The organism is Pseudomonas sp. LBUM1647, from assembly GCF_059716175.1.
In genome coordinates, this window is sequence record NZ_CP166809.1 from 505,185 (window position 1) to 522,709 (window position 17,525).

Below are 17,525 nucleotides of genomic sequence, written 5' to 3' on the forward strand. Positions count from 1 at the left end.
TTGAGTGTGACGGCCTCTTCGCGAGCAAGCCCGCTCCCACAGTAGATCTGCAGTGTTTTGTAGAATTCTCGAGGCGGGGAGGCGTATGCCTCCCCGGCTCGTTTATGGAAACCACATGAAAATTCTGATCGTTGGGCCCAGTTGGGTCGGTGACATGGTGATGGCGCAGACACTGTTTCAGTGTCTCAAGCAGCGCCACCCGCAATGCGAAATCGACGTGCTGGCCCCCGAGTGGAGCCGGCCGATTCTTGAGCGCATGCCCGAAGTACGCCAGGCCTTGAGCTTTCCGCTCGGTCACGGTGCTTTGGAGCTGGCGACGCGTCGGCGCATCGGCAAATCCCTGGCCGGCCAGTACGACCAGGCGATCCTGCTGCCCAATTCCCTGAAGTCGGCACTGGTGCCGTTCTTCGCCGGCATCCCGAAACGTACCGGCTGGCGTGGCGAATTCCGCTACGGCCTGCTCAATGACGTGCGCACGCTGGATAAAGAACGTTACCCGCTGATGATCGAACGCTTCATGGCCCTGGCTTACGAGCCGGGTGCCGAGCTGCCGACACCTTATCCACGGCCGAGCCTGCAGATTGACCCGGTCACTCGCGAAGCGGCAATGGCCAAGTTCGGCCTGGCCCTCGACCGTCCGGTGTTGGTGCTGTGCCCTGGTGCCGAGTTTGGCGAGTCCAAGCGCTGGCCGTCCGAGCACTATGCCAAGGTTGCCGAAGCGAAGATCCGTGAAGGCTGGCAAGTCTGGCTGTTCGGTTCGAAAAACGATCACGCCGTCGGCGAAGACATCCGTTCGCGGCTGATTCCCGGCCTGCGTGAAGAGTCGGTGAACCTCAGCGGCGGCACCTCCCTGGCCGAAGCCATCGACCTGATGTCCTGCGCCGACGCGGTGGTGTCCAACGACTCCGGCCTGATGCACGTTGCCGCCGCGCTGAATCGCCCGTTGGTGGCGGTTTATGGCTCGACGTCGCCGGGTTTCACGCCGCCACTGGCCGAGCACGTCGAGATCGTGCGCCTGGGCATCGAATGCAGTCCCTGCTTCGATCGCACGTGCCGTTTCGGTCATTACAACTGCCTGCGCCAGCTCATGCCGCAAGCGGTGAACGAAGCCTTGCAGCGTTTGCAGGGCACTGTGGTCGAGGTCAAATAGTTTGCGGGTACTGCTGATCAAGACTTCTTCGCTGGGCGACGTGATTCATGCGTTGCCGGCGCTGACCGACGCGGCACGGGCGATCCCCGGCATCCAGTTCGACTGGGTGGTGGAAGAAGGCTTCGCCGAAATCCCTACCTGGCACCCGGCCGTGGGCAAGGTGATTCCGGTGGCGATCCGTCGCTGGCGCAAAAACATCTGGCAGACCATCAAGAGTGGCGAGTGGAAGCGCTTCAAGCAAAGCGTTCGCGCTAACAAATATGATTTGGTGATCGATGCCCAGGGCCTGCTGAAAAGCGCGTTGCTGACCCGATACGCCAAAGCCCCGGTGGCCGGGCTGGATAAAAACTCGGCCCGCGAGCCGATTGCCGCACGCTTCTATTCCCGGCGTCTGGCCGTGGCCCGTGGGCAACACGCGGTGGAGCGGGTGCGTCAGTTGTTCGCCGTGGCCCTGGGTTACGACCTGCCAAAAGGCTTGGGCGATTACGGCCTGAACGTCGAACGACTGGTGGAATTGCCGCGCAAGAATCCTTACGTGGTGTTCCTGCACGGCACCACGTGGGACACCAAGCATTGGCCTGAAGCCTACTGGCGCGAGTTGGCCGAGCGCGTCGGCTATCTCGGTGTCGCGGTGAAGCTGCCGTGGGGTAATCCGATCGAGAAAGCCCGGGCTGAACGCATCGCCAAAGACATGAGGCACGTCGAAGTGCTGCCCAAGCTGAATCTTGCGGGTGTCGGCAAAGTGCTGGCCGGCGCGCAAGCCTGCGTGGCGGTGGACACCGGTCTCGGTCACCTCGCCGCTGCGCTGGACGTGCCGACGCTGTCGCTGTTCGGCCCGACCAACCCGGGCCTGACCGGCGCCTACGGTAAAGCGCAGATTCACATCGCTAGCGATTTCCCCTGCGCGCCGTGTATGCAAAAGAAATGTACGTATCAACCGACGGCCGAAGATGCCCGTCAGTTTGACCTTAAGCGCGAGTGGCCCCTGTGCTTCACGCGTCTGAATCCCGAGCGTGTCGCGACCCGACTGAGCACGTTGTTACTGGCTGAGGAGCTGCGCTGATGCAATTGGCATTCGTCTTGTACAAGTACTTTCCATTCGGGGGGTTGCAGCGCGACTTCATGCGCATCGCCCTGGAATGTCAGCAGCGCGGCCATCAGATTCGGGTCTACACGCTGATCTGGGAGGGCGACATTCCGCCGGGCTTCGAAGTGTTGGTGGCGCCGGTCAAGGCATTCTTCAATCATCGACGCAACGAGAAGCTCAGCGAATGGATGGAAGCGGATCTGGCCAAGCGTCCGGTGGACCGTTTGATCGGCTTCAACAAAATGCCGGGTCTGGACGTCTACTATGCCGCCGACGGCTGCTTCGAAGACAAGGCGCAGAACCTGCGCAACTCGCTGTACCGTCGTTGGGGCCGCTACCGGCACTTCGCCGAGTACGAGCGCGCCGTGTTCGCCAAGGATGCCAAGACCGAAGTGCTGATGATTTCCGAAGTCCAGCAGCCGCTGTTCATCAAACATTACGACACGCCGCTTGAGCGCTTCCACTTGCTGCCGCCGGGTATCTCTCAGGACCGTCGCGCGCCGGCCAATGCCGCCGAGATCCGTGCCGAATTCCGTCGCGAATTCCACCTGAAAGACGATGATCTGCTGCTGGTGCAAATCGGCTCCGGGTTCAAGACCAAGGGTGTGGATCGCAGCCTCAAGGCGCTGGCCGCATTGCCCGCCGATCTGAAGAAACGCACCCGGCTGTTTGTAATTGGCCAGGACGACCCCAAATTATTCCAGATGCAGAGCGCCACACTGGGGCTCGGCGATAACGTGACGTTCCTCAAGGGCCGCAGCGACATCCCGCGTTTTCTGCTCGGCGCCGATCTGTTGATTCACCCGGCGTACAACGAAAACACCGGGACTGTGTTGCTCGAAGCCCTGGTGGCCGGGTTGCCGGTGCTGGTGAGTGCGGTGTGTGGTTACGCCCATTACATCGCCGAGGCCGACGCCGGTCTGGTGCTGGACGAGCCTTTCGATCAGACGCAGCTGACTCAGTACCTGACCGGAATGTTGAACGACGCTCAAGCACGGGCGGCCTGGAGCCGCAACGGTCTGGCCTTCGCCGAGACGGCCGACCTCTACAGCATGCCGCAGCACGCGGCCGATGTGATTCTGGCGGAGCACGCTTAATGAAGTTGATGCTGGGTGAACCGTTCAAGAGCCTCTGGGCCGGTCGCGACCCGTTCGCCGAAGTCGAGGGTCTCCAGGGCGAGGTATACCGCGAACTTGAAGCGCGCCGGACCCTGCGTACCGAAGTCGATGGCAATGGCTTTTTCGTGAAGATCCACCGTGGCATTGGCTGGGGCGAGATCTTCAAGAACCTGCTCACTGCCAAGTTACCGGTGCTCGGTGCCGGCCAGGAATGGAAGGCCATTCAGCGCCTGCAAGAAGTCGGCGTGCCGACCATGACCGCCGTTGCTTATGGCGAGAAGGGCAGCAACCCGGCGGACCAGCATTCGTTCATCGTTACCGAAGAGTTGGCGCCCACTGTCAGCCTTGAAGACTTCAGCATCGACTGGGTCAAGCACCCGCCCGAGCCAAAACTCAAGCGTGCGTTGATCGCCGAGGTCGCGCGCATGACCGGCATGATGCACCGCGCCGGGGTCAACCATCGCGACTGCTACATCTGCCATTTTCTGCTGCACACCGACAAACCGGTGACGGCCGACGATTTCAAACTCTCGGTGATCGACCTGCACCGCGCCCAGACCCGTCCGGCGATCACTCAGCGCTGGCGCAACAAGGATCTGGCAGCGTTGTACTTTTCAGCCCTGGACATTGGCTTGACCCAGCGTGACAAACTGCGCTTCCTCAAGGGCTACTTCCAGCAGCCGCTGCGGCAGATTCTGGCTGAAGAAGCGCCGCTGCTTGCCTGGCTCGAAGGCAAGGCCAACAAACTTTACGACCGTAAACAGCGATACGGGGATGCGCTCTGATGGCGGGTTGGAAACTGGAGCCTGCGTACAGCGATCTGGCAGAAGATTTCGGCAGTCTTGAGGCTGTGTTTGCGCTCCAGGGCGAGCGCTTGACCCGCGACCCGTTGTCCGAGGTCATTCGCGTCCAGCGCAATGGCGTCAACTATTACGTCAAACGCTACGTGGGTGCCGGCAAAGGTCTGCGTCGCTATCTGGGTAAACCCCGGGTGAAGGCCGAGTGGCAGAACCTCAAACGCTTTGCCAAGTGGGGCATTCCCACCGCCGAAGTGGTGGCCTGGGGGCTGGAGCGTCGCGGTGCGGCGTACGATCGTGGGGCAATGATCACCCGTGAGCTGCCGCATACCGAAGACTTGTCGGCTTTGGCCGAGCGGCATGATCCAAAGCTGGCGGACCGCGCCTGGGTCGATAAAGTCAGCCGGCAGCTGGCGGGTTATACCCGGACCATGCACGACCACCGCTTCACCCATAACGATTTGAAGTGGCGCAACCTGCTGATCGACGATGAGCCCCGACTGTTTTTGATCGACTGCCCGAACGGCGATTTCTGGCGCGGCTTCTGGCTCAAGTACCGGATCACCAAGGACCTGGCGTGTCTGGACAAAGTCGCCAAGTATCACTTGTCGGCTACTCAGCGCCTGCGCTTTTACCTGCAATACCGCCAGTGTGATCGGCTGAATGCCGCCGATAAAAAACGGATCCGGCACGTGGTGAGATTTTTCGAGGGACGCGAATGACTGATTTTCTGGCCGCTGAAGACCGTGCGCTGCTTGAGCGTCACGGCCTCGGCACCTTCGACGCACTCTGGGCCAAGCAGCTCGACGCTGTGGACGAACCCAACACCGCTCGCGGTGGCTGGAGCAGCGTGTTTCGGCTGGATCTGGAAGGTCATGGCTACTACCTCAAGCGCCAGAGCAACTACCAGATGCGCACGTTGCATGCGCCCTTTGGCGAGCCGAGTTTTGCCCGCGAATTTCGCAATATCAGTCGCTATGAGCGATTCGGGATTCCTGCGTTGAAAGCGGCATTCTTCGGTGAGCGCAAGGTCGACGGCGAGGTCCGGGCGATTCTGCTGACCCGTGCGCTGGACGGTTGGGATGACCTGGATTCGCTATTGCAGCGCTGGTCGGACCTGAGTTCGGCGCAGCATTCGGCGATTATGAAAGCCTGCGGTCAACTGGCTCGGTGCCTGCACGGCGCGCGTCAGGTTCACGGTTGCTTCTACCCCAAACACATTTTTCTCCAGGCCACCGGCGACGGTTACCTGGCCCAGCTGATCGACCTGGAAAAGACTCGGCCGTTGCTGTTTGGTCTGCGTGACCGGGCCAAAGACCTGGAGCCGTTGCTGCGTCGGGCACCTGAATGGAACGAAGTGCAGTTGCGCGAGCTGCTGGCCGCCTATCTGGATCAATCGCAAGACAGTTCGCTGATCGACAGCTGGCTTGCGCGCCTGACCGCGCGGCGCAGTCATAAGGAGGCGCGCTGATGCGTTTGTCTGAGCTGAAAAACGCTGGTCGCAGCCCGAGCCTGCCGCTGAATATTCCACTGGCCGATGCAGCCGGTCCTGCCGAGTTGCAGTTGCTGAGTCTGTTGCGGGTGTTGCCGGGGCAGCGTTATGTCGGTGCCGGCGTCTGGCGTGGGCGGCCGGTGCTGGCCAAGTTGCTGGTCGGCAGCAAAGCGGCGCGGCATTTTCAGCGGGAACGCAACGGTGTGCATTTGCTCGCCGCCCAGGGCCTGACCACGCCGCAACTGTTGGCCGACGGCCTGAAGGACGGCGAGGGCGGCTGGCTGCTGTTCGAGTTCATCGAGGGCGCCGAAAGCCTCGGTGAAACCTGGAAACAGGTCGAGCATTTGCCGGTGCTGGCGGATATGCAAGGGGCTGTGCTGGCCGAGGCGTTGGGCGCTATCGGCCAAATGCATCGCAAGGGGCTCTGGCAGGAAGACCTGCACCTGGACAACCTCTTGCGCCAGCGCGGCCGGTTGTATTTGATTGATGGCGGCGGCGTCTGCTCCGAAACCCCTGGCGAGCCACTGTCGCGGCAGAAAGTCCTGGAAAACCTCGGGGTGTTTTTCGCCCAGTTGCCCAAGTCGCTGGAACCGTTCACCGAAGAGTTGCTGGTGTATTACCTGCTGAGCAACGGCGAGCATGCCTTGCCGTTGGAAGCGTTGCAGAAGCAGATCAGCAAGGTTCGCAGCTGGCGCCTGAAGGACTTCCTGATCAAGGTCGGCCGCGAATGCACGCTGTTCAGTGTCCAGCGCGGAGCGTTCGGCTTGCGGGCGATTCGCCGCGAGGAAGAAGCAGCGATGCTGCCGGTGCTGGCGCAGGCCGATGCGCTGCTCGATCAGGGCCATCTGTACAAGACCGGCGGTGCGGCGAGCGTCGGCAGGGTCGAGGTGGCTGGTCGTACGCTGGTGATCAAGCGCTACAACATCAAAGGTTTTGCCCACTGGCTCAAACGCTTCTGGCGTCCGAGCCGTGCCTGGCACTCCTGGCGTGAAGGCAATCGCCTGGCGTTTCTCGGCATCGCCACGCCCAAACCGTTGGCGTTGCTGGAGAAGCGTTTTCTCTGGTTGCGCAGTCGGGCTTATCTGGTGACCGAGTATTTGCCGGGGCCGGACATCATCGAGCGCTTTGCGCCTTACGTTGAAAGTGGTGAGGCACCGGAAGCCGAGTTGCTGGCGCTGGATCATTTGTTTGCCGAGATGATTCTTGAGCGGATCAGTCATGGGGATTTCAAGGGGCATAACCTGTTCTGGCAGCAAGATCGCTGGGCGCTGATTGATCTGGATTCGATGTGTCAGCATGCCTCGGTGAACAGCTTTGCCCCGGCCTATGCGCGGGATCGGGCGCGGTTCATGCGTAACTGGCCGCAGAGTAGTGCGCTTTATCAGGTGATTGATCAGCGTCTTCCCAAAGATATCTCTAGCGCTGCCTGAATCCCTTCGCGAGATTAGGGACAGGTTTTTATGAATCGTCCTACATGATCTACAGAGCCCATGAACTGTGCCCTGGATAACCGCGATGCTAGTTTGCCTGACGTTCACGGAGGGCAGATTTTGACCATAAAAATGGCGGTGTTGCTGGGCACTTTCTCATTGGCGTTATCGGGCTGCGGGACCGCTGTTACGGTGCTGCAGTCTGATGAAGACGCGACTCGCAGCCTCAGGCAGCAAAAAACCTACTGTCAATCCATCCCGCGTATCTACAGCGGATTGGCTTTCGACTTTTGCGTATTAAACGCAGCGCCTGATCCCACGGGCATTCTTTTGCCGTTCGTGTTGGTGGATTTCACCCTGTCGGGTGTTTTCGACACCGTCCTCCTGCCCTACACGATTTACCGACAAGCTACCGACGGCAATATCAGTATTTATTGGCGAGCAGGCCGCGGGTAACTCTTTTGTATTCCTGCGTGTCAGTGCTACACCTGACGCACTTGGCTCGAAGAACAAAAGGTGAATAGCTCGTGTCGACCCCGATTTTTCCCTCTCAACAGTTTTTTCTTTTTGAAAACGAAAGCGAAGCTGAAACTAATGTTGAGGCGGAAAAGCTTTTACCTCCGTCCGGGAGGTACAGCGATTTCATAATCTATGTGGATGAGAGCGGCGATCATGGGATGCAAACATTAGATCCAAACTACCCAATGTTTGTGCTGGCATTTTGTGTGTTTCATAAAAGGCATTATTGCGAAAAGGTTATTCCCGCCCTTCAGAAGTTCAAATTTAATCATATGGGTCATGACCTGATCGGTCTGCATGAATTGGAAATTCGAAAAGAAAAGGGAGCGTTCTCTAGTCTTTTCACATCAAGGCAACACAAACATGCCTTTCTCGATGAGTTGACGGGAATCATTGACGCCAGCAATTTCGTCCTGATCAGCTGCGTTATCGACAAAGCCGCTCTTCGCGAAAAGCAAGGTCCTGTCCACAATCCTTATCACGTCGCGCTCGGATTCTGCCTTGAAACGCTTTATGAGTATTTGCAGGAAAAGAATCAACAGAGCGTTTTAACTCATGTGATTTTCGAGCGTCGAGGGAAGCGGGAGGATAATGAGCTTGAACTGGAGTTTCGTCGCATGTGCGATGGCGCGAACAGATTGGGCATACAACTGCCGTTCGACATCGTCTTTGCGACCAAACAAGTGAATTCCACGGGGTTACAGCTAGCGGATCTTGTTGCAAGACCCATTGGTATGAGCGTTTTGCGGTCGGGGCAAGAAAATCGTGCCTTTGACGTGCTCAAGCGAAAGTTCTACTGCAGTGGTGGGCGTAACAATGTGGGAGAGGGTTTCGAGAATTGGGGGTTAAAAATTTTCCCTCTCTCAGAAAGCGAAAAGCCCCGGTGAAACTCACCGAGGCCACAACGCCGACCGGGATCCCCCAGTCCATTTGCGCAGGAGTCTATGTCGAGGCCCGTCATCTGTCAACGCGCCAGCTTGCCACTTCCGGCTAGAGGCTTGCCGTCGCTTTTAAGCTATAATCCCGCCCTTTAGCTGCCACTCGCCCTTTGCGAGGGCACATTAATCTTTGAGGCGCCTTGCGCCTGCATGCAGACTAAAGAGGCTAGACCCCTGTGGCATTGACGATTCTTGGCCTGTCCGGCGCCCTTAGCCATGATCCTTCCGCAGCCTTGTACATCGACGGCAAGCTGGTCGCGGCGGCTGAGGAAGAGCGCTTTGTGCGCGATAAACATGCAAAGAACCGCATGCCTTACGAGTCGGCGAAGTTCTGCCTCGAGCAGGCTGGCATCAAGCCGTCCGATGTTGATGTGGTAGCGATTCCATTCGCGCCGATCAGCCTGTTCGGCAAGGCTCGCTGGCATTACGCCAAGCGTTACTGGTACGCCCCGGACCGCGCGCTCGACGCGATCCTGATGGGTAACCGTCGCTACAAGCGCTATCGCAACAAGATTGTCTGGTGCCTCGAGCAACTGGGTTTCGATCCGAAAAAAATCAAGATCGAACCGGTCGAGCATCACCTGGCCCACGCCTCCAGCGCTTATCACTGCTCCGGTTTCAAAGAGAAAACCGCGATCCTCGGGATCGACGGCAAGGGTGAGTACGCCACGACCTTTTTCGGTTACGGCGAAAACGGCAAGATCCACAAGATCAAGGAATTCTTCGATCCGGACTCCCTCGGCGGCCTGTACGGCGCGATCACCGAGTTCCTCGGTTTCGAGATGCTCGACGGTGAGTTCAAGGTCATGGGCATGGCGCCGTATGGCGATGCCAGCAAATACGATTTCTCGCGCCTGGCCTCGTTCGAGAACGGCGAGCTGGTGATCAACACCGACTACGCCAACGTCATCGGCCTGCGTCGTTATAAAGAGAAGGGCAAAGGTTTCTACTTCTCGCCGAAGCTGATCGAGTGGCTGGGTCCCAAGCGCGAAGGCGACATCGCCGACGAGCCGTACATCCACTACGCCGCGAGCATGCAAGCGCTGTTCGAAAAGATCTCGCTGCAGATGATCGACCACTATCTGGGCGACGTGCTCAAGGAAACCGGCAAAATGGCTTACGCCGGCGGCTGTGCCTTGAACGTCAAGCTGAACCAGAAAATCATCGCCCGCGACGACGTTAAAGAACTGTTCGTGCAGCCTGCGTCCGGCGATGCCGGCACCGCAGTCGGCGCGGCGGCCTATGTGTCCCACGCCCGTGGTGTGCCGGTCGAGAAGATGGAACACGTCTACCTCGGTCCGTCGTACACCAACGAAGACGTCCTCGCTGCATGCGCCCGTCACCCGAGCAAGCCGGTATGGCGCAAGCTTGAGAACATGCCGGAAAACATCGCCAAAATCATGGTCGATGGCAACCCGGTGGCCTGGTTCCAGGGCCGTATGGAATTCGGTCCGCGCGCCTTGGGCGGTCGTTCGATCATTGGTTGCCCGAGTGCGACTGGCGTGGCTGACCGCATCAACCACCAGATCAAGTTCCGCGAGCGCTGGAGGCCTTTCTGCCCGTCGATGCTCGACACCGTTGCACCGCAGATGATCAAGATCGATCACCCGGCGCCGTTCATGACCTTCACCTTTGAAGTGGCGGAAGAGTGGAAGACCCGCGTGCCGGAAGTCGTCCATGAAGACGGCACGTCCCGGGCCCAGGTGCTCAAGCGCGAATACAACCCGCGCTACTACGACATGATGAAGGCGCTGGAAGTGCTGACCGGTAACGGCGTGTCGCTGAACACCTCGCTCAACCGTCGTGGCGAACCGATGATCTGCTCGCCGACGGATGCCCTGAACATGTTCTTCGGTTCCGATCTACAGTATCTGATCATGGAAGACATCCTGGTGGTCAAAGAGGGCGCGGACGCATATGACACGCTCGGCTGAACGCCATGTGCTGCAGTTCTGTCACGGCTATGACGGGCCGTTTCTGGACTGCGCCCGGCAGTACGCCAGCCTGTTCGCGGGGACCGGTTATCGAGTGACCACGGTGTTTCTGACCGGGGCTGCCGATGCCGAAGTCGCCGCGGGCTGTGCTTCCGATGAAGTGCTGTTCATGGAATACAGCTCCAAGGCCATTCGTGGCCTGAAGCTGGGCGCCATCAGCGATCTGCGCAAGATCGCCGCCTCGCGCAATTTCAGTTTTTGCATCGCCCACCGTTTCAAGCCTATTTATATCGCCTTGCTCGGCACGTCGTTGCCGGTGATTGGCGTGCATCACGCGTTTGACGATTACAAGCGCGGCACACGCAAACTCTTCGCGAATATTTTCCGCAAGCGCCTGAGCCTGCTCGGGGTTTCCGATGCCGTGCGCGACGACATGCGTCATTGCCTGCCGAAGTGGCCGGCGGCGCGGATTCAGACGCTCTATAACCGTATCGATGTGCAGACCTTGCAGGACAGCCAAGTATCAGTTCGCGAGGCCAGGGAAACCCTCGGTCTGGCGCCGGATGCCTGGGTTGTCGGCAATGTCGGACGGCTGCATCCGGACAAGGATCAGACCACGCTGCTGCACGGTTTTGCTGCGGCGTTGCCGGGTTTGCCGGCCAGCAGTCAACTGGTGATGCTCGGTGCCGGTCGACTGGAACAGGACCTCAAGGCCCTGGCCCGTGAGTTGGGTATCGGCGACCGCGTGCTGTTCCTCGGTCAGGTGCCTGAAGCCCGACGTTATTTCCGTGCCTTCGATGTGTTTGCCCTGAGCTCCGATCACGAACCGTTCGGCATGGTCCTGCTGGAGGCCATGGCTGCCGGCGTGCCCTTGCTCGCCACGGCGTGTGGCGGGGCGAAGGAAGTGGTCGAGGGCGTCGGTATTCTGTTCCCGCTGGGCGATGCCGAACACTTGGCTCAAGGGCTGCAACATCTGGCCGCGATGGACGAGCAGCAGCGTCACCAATGTGCCGAGCTGATGCTCGATCGCTTGCGTGAGCGCTTCTCCGACCGCGCGGTGCGCGATGCTTTCTGGCGTTTGCCGCACGTTACCGAACTGGCGCCGAGGGGCTGATGCTCAACCGATTTCAAGGCTGGCGCGAACGTGGCTGGGCGGTAGTCGACGCCTCGACATATGCCGAGGCCTGGCAACGTTACGGCGGCAGCGTCGCCACTCATCCCATAGTGGTCGAGCGACTGGCGCAGTTGGCCGACATTCCTGTGCGCTACCTGGCCTGGGAGCAAAACGGTGAAGTCAAAGCCGCGATCCCGACCTGGGGCCGCGACCTCGCCTTGTCCAAGGATGTGCTCAAGCGCTGCGGTAAAAAAGGTCTGTTCGACCTCGGTAATGCCGAGCTCATCCTGCCGGCCGCTGCCGATGCACAAGCGCCGCTGCGTCATCGTGGACGCTACCTGTCGGCGCTGAATGAAGGCCGTTTTACCGGCATCAAGTTGCAGGCTGAACAGCTGGCGATGGCCCGCACTCCCGAAGAACTGTCGAAGAAGTTTCGCTACAACCAGCGTCGTGAATTGCGATTGCTGGAAGAAGCGGGCGGAGTGGTCCGGCCGGTCGCGGAGTTTTCCAGCCCTGAACTGGCGGCGATCTATTGCGACCTGTTCCAGCGTCGCTGGGGCTTCCCGGCGACGGGGGCCGAGCGCATGGCTGAGGTCATCGAGTTGCTGCGTGATTTGCTGATCGGCTCGGTGATTTTCCTCAACGATGCGCCGATAGCGATTCAACTGGTCTACCGTGTCGAGACACCGCAGTGGATCAGCGTCGAGTACATCAATGGCGGCGTCGATCCCGAAACCCGCGAATTCAGTCCGGGCAGCGTGCTGAGCTTTCTCAATACGCAAAGCGCCTGGGAGCATGCCCGGGCGTTGGACAAACCCTTGCGCTTTTCTTTCGGTCGCGCCGACCGTGAATACAAGGATCGCTGGTGCAATCCTGTGCCGGTGTTCACCGTATGAGTCAGCCCATGAACCGCAAACAGCAATTGCTCAAGCGCCATCGACGCAACAAACGCATCGGTCTGCTCATCGCGCTGGTGCTATTGATTGCCGTTGGTGTACTGGTGACCTGGTGGCTGCCATTGGTACTCGCGGTTCTGGGCTGGATTGCCCACGAGGCATGGTTCGCCGACCATCTGTTTTATTCGCCCAAAGACGATTACCAGTACAGCTTCCCGCCGTACACCCAACAGCCCAAGGTTCACCTGGACGGTGAGCGTTTGCGCCTGGACGACGGCGTCATGCTGGTCGACGACGCCACCCTGGTGTTGGCGCTACGGATAAAATGCACCTGGTTGGGACGCTTCATCGATCCTGTGGTCGAGTTGTCGGGGGGGGATAACCCGGACCGACAAACCTTCGAACGCGGAGTGAACGGCCTGCGTTACCTCAACCTCAGTGGTCAGGCGCAGGTTCTGTCGCAAGGTGAGTTACGCCTGCGTGGGCGTTTCTGCCGACTGCTGGGTGAGCCGGTGCTCAGGGCGTTCGAGCATCCGGATTACAGCCGTCAACGGGTGATGGTGATCGCGCCCCACGCCGACGATGCCGAGTTGGCCGCATTCGGTTTGTACAGCAGCGCCAGTCAAAGCTGGATCGTGACCTTGACCGCCGGTGAAATCGAGGCCGGGCACTATCAGCAAATGGGGCTCAATGGCGTCGAAGCGTCCCGCTTGAAAGGCTCGCTTCGCGCCTGGGACAGTCTCAGCGTGCCGCTGTGGGGCGGCGTACCTCAGGAGCGCTGTATTCAGTTGGGGTATTTCTGCCTGCAATTGTCCGCCATGCAAAGCGCGCCGGCCGAGGCCGTGGCGTCCCGCGAGGCACAGCTTGGCGATACCCGATATTTTCGACGGTTCAATCCGTTTGCCCTGGGCAGTGACGTCGATGGCATACCGTCCTGGAACAACCTTTTGGCCGACCTGAGTGAGTTGATCGAGCGTATCCAGCCCCAGGTCATCGTTTTGCCACATCCGCGTTTCGACCCGCACCCAGACCATCTATGCTCACAGCAGGCGGTGATGCAGGCATTGAACGGTACAGCCTGGCAGCCCGAAACCTTATTGCATTACGCCAATCATCTACACGACAACGATCGCTGGCCAATGGGTGATGCCGGGACCGGTGTGACACTGCCACCACAGATCAATAATCATGAACCGTTGCGTCCTTGGGCGCTTTGTCTGTCTGCCGAAAAACAGTGGCACAAGGCTATGTCGTTGGGCATGATGCACGACCTTCAGCCCCGACTTCCCCTCAAGCGTCTACTTCGCCGGGCGATACAACGTTGTCTGGCGGCCCGACACTGGCCGGTTTTCGGCGAAAACGAGTTCTTCCGTAAAGCGGTGCGACGCCACGAATTATTCTGGGTCCAAGAGCTGTCTGGAAAGAGAGAGACCAATTGAAAGTTCTGTTTCTGGTGCAGAAAGAGCAGCGAGCGATCCTTGATCGACTGTATGACGGTATCGCCGAGCACTGCGACTGCGACAAGCGCGAGCTGACCAGTGCGGAGCAGGACGACTTGCGTGGATACTTTCGCAAGCATGTCGATGTGACCCGCTATGACCGCATTGTTTTTTTCCTGCGCTTCAAAAAAGAAATCAGACAGGTGAGGTTCATCCAAACCCTGCCTAATCTGGTTATTCTGGAACACGATGCGTACCAGAATTACATCCCGTGCAAGTACACCGGCAAGTTCAGTGCGCATTACCGCAAGCTGCCTTGGGCGCGGGTGATCAGCTCGGGTTTCATGGTCAGCCAGCGCTTGCGTGATGAAGGGTTTGACGCACATTTCGTGCCCAAGGGCTACGATCAGGCGCTGTTGCAAAACTGCCAGCGTGAACGTGATATCGAACTGGGTTTCGTCGGCAGTCTCAATAGCGTGGCGTATGCCGGACGCAAGGCCATGCTCGAGTCCGTGGCCGACGTGGAGAACCTGCTGATCACGCGCACCAAGTCGGGTGAGGAATACTGCGAGACGTTGAGCCGGATCCGTTACTTCGTGAGTGCCGACGTCGGCATGGGCGAATACATGATCAAGAATTTCGAGGCCATGGCCTGTGGTTGTGTGCTGTTTGCTTACGATCAAGGGGAAGCAGAGAATCGCGCGCTGGGGTTTGTCGATATGCACAACATCGTGCTCTATCGAACCCGCGACGAACTCAGGGAAAAACTGGCGGTGTTGCGCGAGTCCCCACAGCTGACCGAGACCATTTCATTGGCCGGGCAGGCTTTGGTAGAGCAGCGTTACACGTTCCGGGCTGTAGGACATGCGATTGTCGACGCCCTGCGTGCGCCGTTGCGCGAGCATGTTCCGCTGGGCTGGAAAGAAAAATTACGCTTGTCGCTGGGGCTGTGAAGTCGGGCGATTAAACAACCAATGGTGCGGTGCAAATAAATGCTGTTCAGCGAGACTAGCGACATTTCGGTAGTAATCACTAGTTGCGGTCGCTTCGATCTGTTGAAGCGTACCCTCGAGACGTTTGACCGGTTCAACACGGCTCCCATTCGTAAAGTGTTCATTACAGAGGACTCCGGCGACAGCGCTGTAGAGGCCTGTATTCCGGAGCACTGGAGGGCGCATACCCAGTTCTTCATCAACAAGCCACGCCTGGGGCAGTTGCGATCCATCGATGCCGCTTATGCTCAGGTGCAGACATCGTGGATTTTCCATTGTGAAGACGACTGGGACTTCTACCGCGAAGGGTTCATCGAAGAGTCCCAATGCCTGCTGGAGGAAGATCCACAGGCACTGCAGGTATGGCTGCGCAGTTTCAATCATGACCTGATGGTTCACAGTCCTTACGTGTTCCTGAACGAACGCAAAGTCAGTCATGGCATTCCTTTCTACGTACTGGGCTCGCAAAAAGCCGAGTGGCAAGGTTTTTCCTTTAATCCAGGGCTGCGCCGTCGTGCGGATTATTTGTTGCATGCACCATATTCCGGATTTTCCGGGGAGAAAGACCTGTCGCGTCTGTACGCTGGCGAAAACCGTTATGCGTTGATTCTGGAAAACGACGCGGTATTGCACACCGGTTTCGGTGAGCATGTGGTGGTTCCCAAGGAGCGGGAGAACAAATTACGGCGTAAACGTCTCGATCGGCTGAAGCTGATCGCAGCTCTTATCTTGGGTCTGGCAATAGGTTGGGTACTCCATGGAATTTAGCGGCATGAAGCCAGGAAAGAACACCATGGTGTATTTCGGAACGGTGCTCTGTCTGTTTCTTTTGAGCTTTGTGGTGGGCTGGTCGTCGAAGTGGACCAATAACCTGTTCTACGTCCTGATGGCATTGCCGGGCCTGGTTTTCCTGATCAAGGAACGCGGTGCGGGCTTGCTCAAGGAGCCACTGGCATGGGGCTGGCTGGCGTTCATTCTGTGGTTTCTGGTGCCTGCGACGATTGCAGGGCAGATGCAATTCTACAAACACGTCTTCTATGTACTGATGTTCGTCATGGTGGCCGGCGCCCTTACCGATCCGCAGTTCTTCCGCAGTGCGGCGTTTATTCGCGCTCAGTTCTGGATCCTGACGTTGTACATTTTCAGCAGCTCGCTCTACGGTTGGGTAACCGGTGAATTCGCCGTCGGCGGCCGGGTGGCGATACTTCCGGCACGCTTGGAGAACGTCATCTACGCCAGCATTTGGCTGTTCTGTGCGTTGGCGCTGGCGCTGCCAATCTGGCTGAGGGAGCGAAAGTATATCGAAGGTGGGCTGGCCATCGTTTTGTCGGTGTTCGCGGTAGCCTTCGTCCTGCAGACGCGTACTGCGTTTGTGGGGGCTGTGTTCCTGTTTGGCATCTGGTTGCTTTACGGCATTTACCTCAAACCGCGGCTGGTTGGCACTGCGGTGGCGATTGGCGCGGTTGTTTTAGGCCTGCTGTTCCTGGTGGTGCACAACGAAGCCTGGTACCAGTCCCTCTGGAATCGAGGCGATTCGTACCGTATCGAAATCTTTCAGATCATGGTCGGCGAGTGGCGCCACTGCGGCTGGGTACTGGGCTGCGGCATCAACTTTCACACCGCCCAGGTGCTCGATGGCTGGATGCCGATTCAGCATCCGCACAACATTTTCGTAGCGCTGGGGCTGTACAGCGGCGGAGTCGCGCTGGCGTTGTTCGTAGCGCTGATGGTCGCAAGCCTTTGGCAGGCCTGGCGTCTGCGCGACGTGTGGGGTATGTACCTGGCGTGTGCGCTGGTGATGCTGAATTTCGATGGCAGTTTGCTGATTGGCAACCCTGACGAGTTGTGGCCGCTGGTGCTGCTGCCCGCCGCGATGATCCTCTCTCGCGTGCTGAAGGCGCGACAACCCGCGCTGGCGTAATACCTGGCCTTCGTCTCCTCCCCGGAGGAGAAGGCGCTCAGATCATTTTTGCAGGGCGACGCTCAGCTCCTCCGGGGAGCAGATGCTCTGGGTCTGGCCATAATGGTGCATGAAGACTTCGCCGCGACCGTCGAGCAACCATTGCCGATCTTGCGGGTAACGCACCATATGCTTGAAGTTGCGCAGTCGCAGAGTCTTGCGCAACGGACGGCGATACACCCGCATGTCGGCGATGTCGATCAGGCCCAACTGATGCTCGGGTGTGAGCACGATGTTGCCCAGGTGCGCCGAGCGAAAGTAAATCCCCCGCTCATGCAAAGTGGCCATGAAGACCCCCAATTGACCGCGCAACGGATCGGCATCGCCCTGGATGTCCAGTAGCTGACGCAGGGTCTGGCCCGGCAGTGGATCGTAGTGCACGGCATCGCGTTCGATACTCGCAATACGGTAAACCTGACGAATCGACGGGCAGGGGATGTGCCGTTCACGCAACGCATCGCAGTTGTCGGCAAAGCGTTTGGCGTACGGGTACCACGCGGCCGACGTCAGCAGGCGTTTGCGGCGAAACAGTTTGAGTATTGAACCGTCCGTCAACCGCAGAACCTTGTCCCCCGAACCATCCGCTTCAAGGACTTGTGCTCCCTCGCGCAGGGCGAGATATCGGGTGTGATCAAGCGCTTGCATCAATACTCCGGGTT

The 17,525-nt window shown here is 58.9% G+C and carries 17 protein-coding genes; 16 read left to right on the plus strand and 1 reads right to left on the minus strand.

Annotation, left to right across the window (positions count from 1 at the left end):
- Window positions 1–115: 115 nt before the first annotated feature.
- The 16 genes from waaF to ACA059_RS02315 all read left to right on the plus strand — a co-directional run bounded on the left by waaF (window position 116) and on the right by ACA059_RS02315 (window position 16,827).
- Window positions 116–1,150 (plus strand): lipopolysaccharide heptosyltransferase II, encoded by a 1,035-nt coding sequence (waaF, locus tag ACA059_RS02240; RefSeq protein WP_149630087.1) that lies wholly within the window; start codon window positions 116–118, stop codon window positions 1,148–1,150.
- A gap of 1 nt (window position 1,151) precedes the next feature.
- Window positions 1,152–2,213, plus strand: a complete 1,062-nt coding sequence (gene rfaC, locus ACA059_RS02245) for a lipopolysaccharide heptosyltransferase RfaC (protein ID WP_140677125.1) — start codon at window positions 1,152–1,154, stop codon at window positions 2,211–2,213.
- Complete coding sequence (locus tag ACA059_RS02250; protein WP_497632552.1) at window positions 2,213–3,334, plus strand: glycosyltransferase family 4 protein; 1,122 nt, start codon at window positions 2,213–2,215, stop codon at window positions 3,332–3,334. The genes rfaC and ACA059_RS02250 overlap by 1 nt, the downstream gene beginning before the upstream one ends.
- On the plus strand, window positions 3,334–4,140 hold the full coding sequence (gene rfaP, locus ACA059_RS02255) for a lipopolysaccharide core heptose(I) kinase RfaP (protein WP_497632554.1): 807 nt from the start codon (window positions 3,334–3,336) through the stop codon (window positions 4,138–4,140). The genes ACA059_RS02250 and rfaP overlap by 1 nt, the downstream gene beginning before the upstream one ends.
- Complete coding sequence (locus ACA059_RS02260) at window positions 4,140–4,874, plus strand: lipopolysaccharide kinase InaA family protein (protein ID WP_497632556.1); 735 nt, start codon at window positions 4,140–4,142, stop codon at window positions 4,872–4,874. Before rfaP ends, ACA059_RS02260 begins: the two co-directional genes overlap by 1 nt.
- Complete coding sequence (locus tag ACA059_RS02265; RefSeq protein ID WP_497632557.1) at window positions 4,871–5,623, plus strand: lipopolysaccharide kinase InaA family protein; 753 nt, start codon at window positions 4,871–4,873, stop codon at window positions 5,621–5,623. The genes ACA059_RS02260 and ACA059_RS02265 overlap by 4 nt, the downstream gene beginning before the upstream one ends.
- Window positions 5,623–7,074, plus strand: coding sequence for a lipopolysaccharide kinase InaA family protein (locus ACA059_RS02270; RefSeq protein WP_497632559.1), 1,452 nt, complete (start codon window positions 5,623–5,625; stop codon window positions 7,072–7,074). Before ACA059_RS02265 ends, ACA059_RS02270 begins: the two co-directional genes overlap by 1 nt.
- A gap of 120 nt (window positions 7,075–7,194) precedes the next feature.
- Window positions 7,195–7,530, plus strand: a complete 336-nt coding sequence (locus tag ACA059_RS02275; RefSeq protein WP_497634620.1) for a YceK/YidQ family lipoprotein — start codon at window positions 7,195–7,197, stop codon at window positions 7,528–7,530.
- Between the two features lie 71 nt (window positions 7,531–7,601).
- Window positions 7,602–8,480 carry a DUF3800 domain-containing protein gene (locus ACA059_RS02280; RefSeq protein WP_497632561.1) on the plus strand — a complete coding sequence of 293 codons (879 nt, stop codon included), beginning with the start codon at window positions 7,602–7,604 and terminating at the stop codon, window positions 8,478–8,480.
- A gap of 227 nt (window positions 8,481–8,707) precedes the next feature.
- Complete coding sequence (locus ACA059_RS02285) at window positions 8,708–10,465, plus strand: carbamoyltransferase family protein (protein WP_497632563.1); 1,758 nt, start codon at window positions 8,708–8,710, stop codon at window positions 10,463–10,465.
- Entirely contained in the window at window positions 10,449–11,579 is a 1,131-nt protein-coding gene (locus ACA059_RS02290; protein ID WP_497632565.1) for a glycosyltransferase, read from the plus strand. The genes ACA059_RS02285 and ACA059_RS02290 overlap by 17 nt, the downstream gene beginning before the upstream one ends.
- On the plus strand, window positions 11,579–12,475 hold the full coding sequence (locus ACA059_RS02295; RefSeq protein ID WP_497632566.1) for an antimicrobial resistance protein Mig-14: 897 nt from the start codon (window positions 11,579–11,581) through the stop codon (window positions 12,473–12,475). Before ACA059_RS02290 ends, ACA059_RS02295 begins: the two co-directional genes overlap by 1 nt.
- 8 nt (window positions 12,476–12,483) lie before the next feature.
- Complete coding sequence (locus ACA059_RS02300; protein WP_497632567.1) at window positions 12,484–13,914, plus strand: PIG-L deacetylase family protein; 1,431 nt, start codon at window positions 12,484–12,486, stop codon at window positions 13,912–13,914.
- Window positions 13,911–14,867, plus strand: a complete 957-nt coding sequence (locus ACA059_RS02305; protein WP_497632569.1) for a glycosyltransferase family protein — start codon at window positions 13,911–13,913, stop codon at window positions 14,865–14,867. The genes ACA059_RS02300 and ACA059_RS02305 overlap by 4 nt, the downstream gene beginning before the upstream one ends.
- A 39-nt stretch (window positions 14,868–14,906) precedes the next feature.
- Entirely contained in the window at window positions 14,907–15,674 is a 768-nt protein-coding gene (locus ACA059_RS02310; RefSeq protein WP_033055474.1) for a hypothetical protein, read from the plus strand.
- Between the two features lie 4 nt (window positions 15,675–15,678).
- Window positions 15,679–16,827, plus strand: a complete 1,149-nt coding sequence (locus ACA059_RS02315) for an O-antigen ligase family protein (protein WP_497632570.1) — start codon at window positions 15,679–15,681, stop codon at window positions 16,825–16,827.
- 42 nt (window positions 16,828–16,869) lie between these two features.
- On the opposite strand, the gene ACA059_RS02320 is transcribed toward ACA059_RS02315, so the two are convergent.
- Entirely contained in the window at window positions 16,870–17,511 is a 642-nt protein-coding gene (locus tag ACA059_RS02320; RefSeq protein ID WP_046056442.1) for a BUD32 family EKC/KEOPS complex subunit, read from the minus strand.
- Between the last annotated feature and the right edge of the window lie 14 nt (window positions 17,512–17,525).